This is a genomic window from Monashia sp. HAY1-5C, assembly GCF_056755255.1.
The window spans coordinates 1-4,489 of sequence record NZ_JBPGXG010000217.1; the positions used below are offsets into that span (position 1 = coordinate 1).

5 protein-coding genes are annotated in these 4,489 nt (G+C 74.7%); 2 read left to right on the forward strand and 3 right to left on the reverse strand.

The genetic code is table 11. The annotated features are described in order from the left end of the window. On the forward strand, positions 1 to 2,161 hold a 2,161-nt coding region (locus ACR9ZK_RS20830), incomplete at its 5' end, for an AAA domain-containing protein (protein WP_481343876.1). Between the two features lie 55 nt (positions 2,162 to 2,216). Beyond that, positions 2,217 to 2,642 carry a tetratricopeptide repeat protein gene (locus ACR9ZK_RS20835; protein ID WP_481343877.1) on the forward strand — a complete coding sequence of 142 codons (426 nt, stop codon included), beginning with the start codon at positions 2,217 to 2,219 and terminating at the stop codon, positions 2,640 to 2,642. 111 nt (positions 2,643 to 2,753) lie between these two features. On the opposite strand, the gene mscL is transcribed toward ACR9ZK_RS20835, so the two are convergent. The 3 genes from mscL to ACR9ZK_RS20850 form a co-directional block, all read right to left on the reverse strand. Beyond that, the gene (gene mscL / locus ACR9ZK_RS20840) at positions 2,754 to 3,137 is read right to left on the reverse strand and encodes a large conductance mechanosensitive channel protein MscL (protein ID WP_481343878.1); all 384 of its coding nucleotides are present in this window, start codon (positions 3,135 to 3,137) and stop codon (positions 2,754 to 2,756) included. Positions 3,138 to 3,193: 56 nt separating this feature from the next. Beyond that, entirely contained in the window at positions 3,194 to 3,988 is a 795-nt protein-coding gene (locus ACR9ZK_RS20845) for an SAF domain-containing protein (RefSeq protein ID WP_481343879.1), read from the reverse strand. An 8-nt stretch (positions 3,989 to 3,996) separates the two neighbouring features. Next, positions 3,997 to 4,489, reverse strand: a 493-nt coding sequence (locus ACR9ZK_RS20850) for a phosphorylase family protein (RefSeq protein WP_481343880.1), incomplete at its 5' end; no start/stop codon positions are given.

A 4,489-nucleotide genomic window follows, 5' to 3' on the forward strand; every position in this document is an offset into this window, starting at 1 on the left:
GGACCAGCCGCCGCTCACCGACCTGCCGCTCGACGCGCTGCGCGACCGGCTCGCCGCCCTCGCCGCACGCCCGGACCGAGTCGCGGTGCTGCCCCAGGTGACGAGCATCCTCGACGAGATGCGCTCGGCCGGGCTGGGCCCGCTCGTCGACGACCTCGCCCGCCGCGGCGTCGCCACCGAGCAGGTCACCGCCGAGGTCGACCACGTCTGGTGGGCCTCGGTGGCGCAGGAGATCACCGTGCGCGACCCCGCGTACGGCGCGCACGACGGTGCGGGGCTGCGACGCGACGTCGCCGAGTACGTCGAGGCCGACCGCGCCCACCGGGAGGCCACGGTCGCCCGCGTCCGCGACGCCGTCGCCCGCAACGTCCGTGAGGTCCTCGGTGACCACCCCGCGCAGGAGGCCCTCGTCCGCGCGGAGGCCGGGAAGGCCCGGCGGCACAAGCCACTTCGCGACCTCGTGCCGCAGGCCTCCGCCGCGCTGACGGCGATCAAGCCCTGCTGGGCGATGAGCCCGCTCGTTGTCGCCTCGACGCTCCCGCCCGGCAAGTGGTTCGACGTCGTCGTCTTCGACGAGGCCTCGCAGGTGCAGCCGGCCCAGGCGATCTCGGCGATCAGCCGGGCGCGCCAGGTCGTCGTCGCGGGCGACGAGAGGCAGCTGCCCCCGACGAACTTCTTCACCGTCGTCTCCGACGACGAGTCCGCACCGGCCGAGGCCGACGAGACGCTGACCGAGGGCTTCGAGTCGGTGCTCGACGTCCTCGCGGCGACGCTGCCGACGCGAAGCCTCACCTGGCACTACCGCAGCCGCGACGAGCGCCTCATCGCCTTCGCGAACCAGGCCGTCTACGACGGCGGGCTGACGACGTTCCCCGGCACCTCGATCGACTCCGCCGTGACCTTCGAGCCGGTCGACGGGCAGGCCACCCTCCAGCCCGGCGTCGATGCCATCGAGACGACCGAGGCCGAGGTCGCCCGCGTCGTCGAGCTCGTCCTCGAGCACGCGCGCACCCGGCCCACGGAGTCGCTCGGCGTCATCGCCCTCGGCATCAAGCACGCCGACCGCCTCGACGACGCCGTCACGGCCGCGTTGCGCCGCGCGCCCGACGTCGCCGACTTCTTCGACACCGACCGCCCGGAGCGCTTCTTCGTCAAGAACCTCGAGCGTGTCCAGGGCGACGAGCGCGATGCGATCATCCTGTCCATCGGCTACGGCAAGACCCCGCACGGGCGGGTGCTGCACCGTTTCGGACCGCTCAACATCGAGGGTGGGGAGCGGCGGCTCAACGTGGCCATCACCCGGGCCCGCCAGCGGATGACGGTCGTGTCGGCGCTGCGCGCGTCCGACCTCGACCCGGAGCGGCTCAAGGCCCGCGGCGCCGTCATGCTCCGTGACTTCCTCGCCTATGCCGAGACCGGCGGCCGGCGCAGCGACGACGGCACGCTCTTCGCCGCCAACCCACCGACCGGCGACCCGCTGCGACGCGACCTCGCCGAGCGGCTGCGCCGCGAGGGCCTCACCGTCCACGAGGACTACGGCTCGGCGCGCCAGCGCATCGACCTCGCTGTCGAGGACCCCTACCACCGGGGGCGTGGCCTCATCGCCGTCGAGACCGACGGTGACCGGTACGCCGCGCTGCGCAGCACCCGCGACCGGGACCGGCTGCGCCCGGAGCAGCTGGCCCGGCTCGGCTGGATCCACGAGCGGGTCTGGAGCACGGACGTGTTCCGTGACCCCGCCCGCGAGATCTCCCGGATCGTCGCGATCGCCCGCGAGACACGCCCCTCCGGGACGGCGGCCGAGCCGGCCACCCGACCCGAACGGGAGGCAGCCGGCACCGCGGCGCAGACGGCGTCGGCTCCGGATGCGGCCGAACCGGAGGCGCCGACCACGTCGGGGGGTGCTGGTGCAGCCGACGGTGCCGGTGCAGCCGGTGCCCCCGACCCGGGCGACGGCGAGCCACGGCGGCGCAAGCGACGCCGCGTCTTCCGTCGTGGGACGGCGGAGACCGCGGCGGAGGACGTCCTCGAGGACCTCGCGCCGTCACCGGTCGGCGGCCGCAGCCGCGACGACACCGACCTCGGATGGGGTACCTCCCAAGCAGACGAGGCGAGCCGCGAGCAGTGGCTCCAGGAGCAGCGCCCCCCGCACTACGAGTGAGGACGCGAGAGGGGAGGACGGGAATGTCCCATCGGTCCATGGCGTTGGTGAGCCCATGAACACCACCCCCTTCCAGCTGCGCCTCTCCTTCGCGCAAGGGCTCTTCGAGCGGGGTGACCACCTCGCCGCAGCCACCGCGCTCGCCAACCTCGTCGACGAGGTCGACGCGCAGGCCACCGCTCCGGCCACGACCGGTGAGGCGGACTGGGCGCCTCACTCGACCACCGAGCTGCGTCTGCTGCTCGCCCGCGCCTACTTCCACTCGGCGCAGTTCCGGCATGCCGAGGAGACGCTGCAGCGGATCATCGAGGAGTGCCCGACCGATGCCTACGCGCACCTGCTGCTCGGCCGCACGCTGCAGCGCGCCGGCCGGCACGCCGAGGCGGCGCGGCCGCTGGCGCTCGCCGAGATCTACGGCGGCTACGAGCGTCCGCAGACCTACGGGGGCCCGGTACTCGGCCGGCCCCACGACGAGGACTGATCTCGGCAGCACCGGGGGCGTCGAGCGCGCGTTCCGGGCGTGCGAGGGGCGGGAGCAGCGAGCTCCCGCCCCTGTGGCACGTACCGGCCGACGTGGTGGCGGAACGGCCGGTCAGCGGGTGCGCAGGGCGTCCCGGATCTCGGTGAGGACGATGATCTCCTCCGTCGGCGCCTCGGGCTCGGGCTCGACGCCCCGCTTGCGCAGGGCCGCCAGCCGGTTGATCGGCAGCACGATGAGGAAGTACACGGCGGCCGCGACGCAGAGGAACCGGAAGGCCGCGTCGAGGACGAGACCGAGGGAGAACTGGGCGTTGTTGACGGTGAAGTTGCCGACCTTGCTCAGGTCCGTCTTGCCGAAGACCGCGGCGACGAGCGGCGTGATGAGCCCCTTGACGACCGCGTCGATGACGGCGGTGAAGGCCGCACCGATGACCACGGCGACGGCGAGGTCGACAACGTTGCCGCGCTGGAGAAAGTCTTTGAATCCCTTGAGCATGAAGGCCTCCCTCGAGTCTGCGGACCCCGAGCCGGGACCGGGCATCGGCGGCGAGCCTAGTGCGGGAGCGCTCCGGGCTGCCGGATGGCGACGACGAAGCTCTGGCCGGCCTCGAGGGCGCTGAGGCCACGGGCCACCCGGGTGGCGTCGTCGGGCCCGAGCGACAGGGTGACCTGCGGCGGGTGGGCTGCGCCGAGCGCGCCGGCCTCGCCGGCCTCCCGCACCGCGAGGACGACGACGTCGGAGGCCGCCCGCTCGCCCGTACCGGTGGCGTAGAGGTCGACCCGGGCACCGGGTCGGGCACCGGCCCCCGACGCGTCGAGGACGGGGACGGTGAGCGCGACGTGGTCGGTCGGCTGGCCCGCCAGGACCGAGCCGCCGAGGAGCCGGCTCGGGACGACGACCTCGCGGGCGAGGAGTGGACCCGCCGCCGTCGCGCCGAGGACGGCGTCGACGTCGGAGGCCGCGCCGTCGGGGCGCTCGGCAGGTGGACGCGACACGACGGTCAGGTCGTCGACGCCGAGCACCGCACCCGCGGCGACGTCGCGGACCGCGACGACGGTCGGCAGGCCGACGGTCCCCGATGCTCGCGGTGACAGGGCGCCGACGCCGGCCCACACCGCGACCCCGGCGAGCAGCGCTGCGAGCCCGCGCCGCCACCGCAGTCGCCGCGCGGCCCGGCGGCGCGGTCCGTTGGCGGTGCCGCCCCGGGCGGGACGGCAGGCCCGGTCGGCGCGGTCGCCCCGGACATCACGACCAGCGCGGTCAGCGAGCCCACCACGGCCGGCGCGCACCACCGGGCCGCCGCGTCCGCCACCGCCCGCCCGGCGCCCGAGGAGCCGTGTCGTCACCCCGGCCATCACGGGAGAGGGAAGGGCAGCTCGAGCCCGTCGAGGGCGCGGCGGCAGGCGCACGTCGCGAGGTCGTCCGCCTCGTGCGTCGGGAGGCTGCCGATCGCGTCCCGGAGCACGGCCTTGAGCCGCTCGACGTTGGTGCCGAACACGCGCAGCACCTCCTCGTGGGTGACGGCCGGGCCGCCCTCAACCCCCGCGTCGGCGTCGGTGACGAGCGCGATCGTCGTGAAGCAGAGCGCGAGCTCGCGGGCCAGCGCGGCCTCGGGCATCGTCGTCATCCCGACGATCGACCAGCCGGCCTGCTGGTGCCACACCGACTCGGCCCGACTGGAGAACCGGGGTCCGTTGACGACGACGAGCGTGCCCTGGGCCTCGACGTCGAACCCGGCGCGCCCGGCGGCGTCGACGGCGACCCGACGCCCGTTCGGGCAGTACGGGTCGGCGAAACCGACGTGCACCACCGGCCCCTCGACGTCGTACACCGTGTGCTCGCGACCC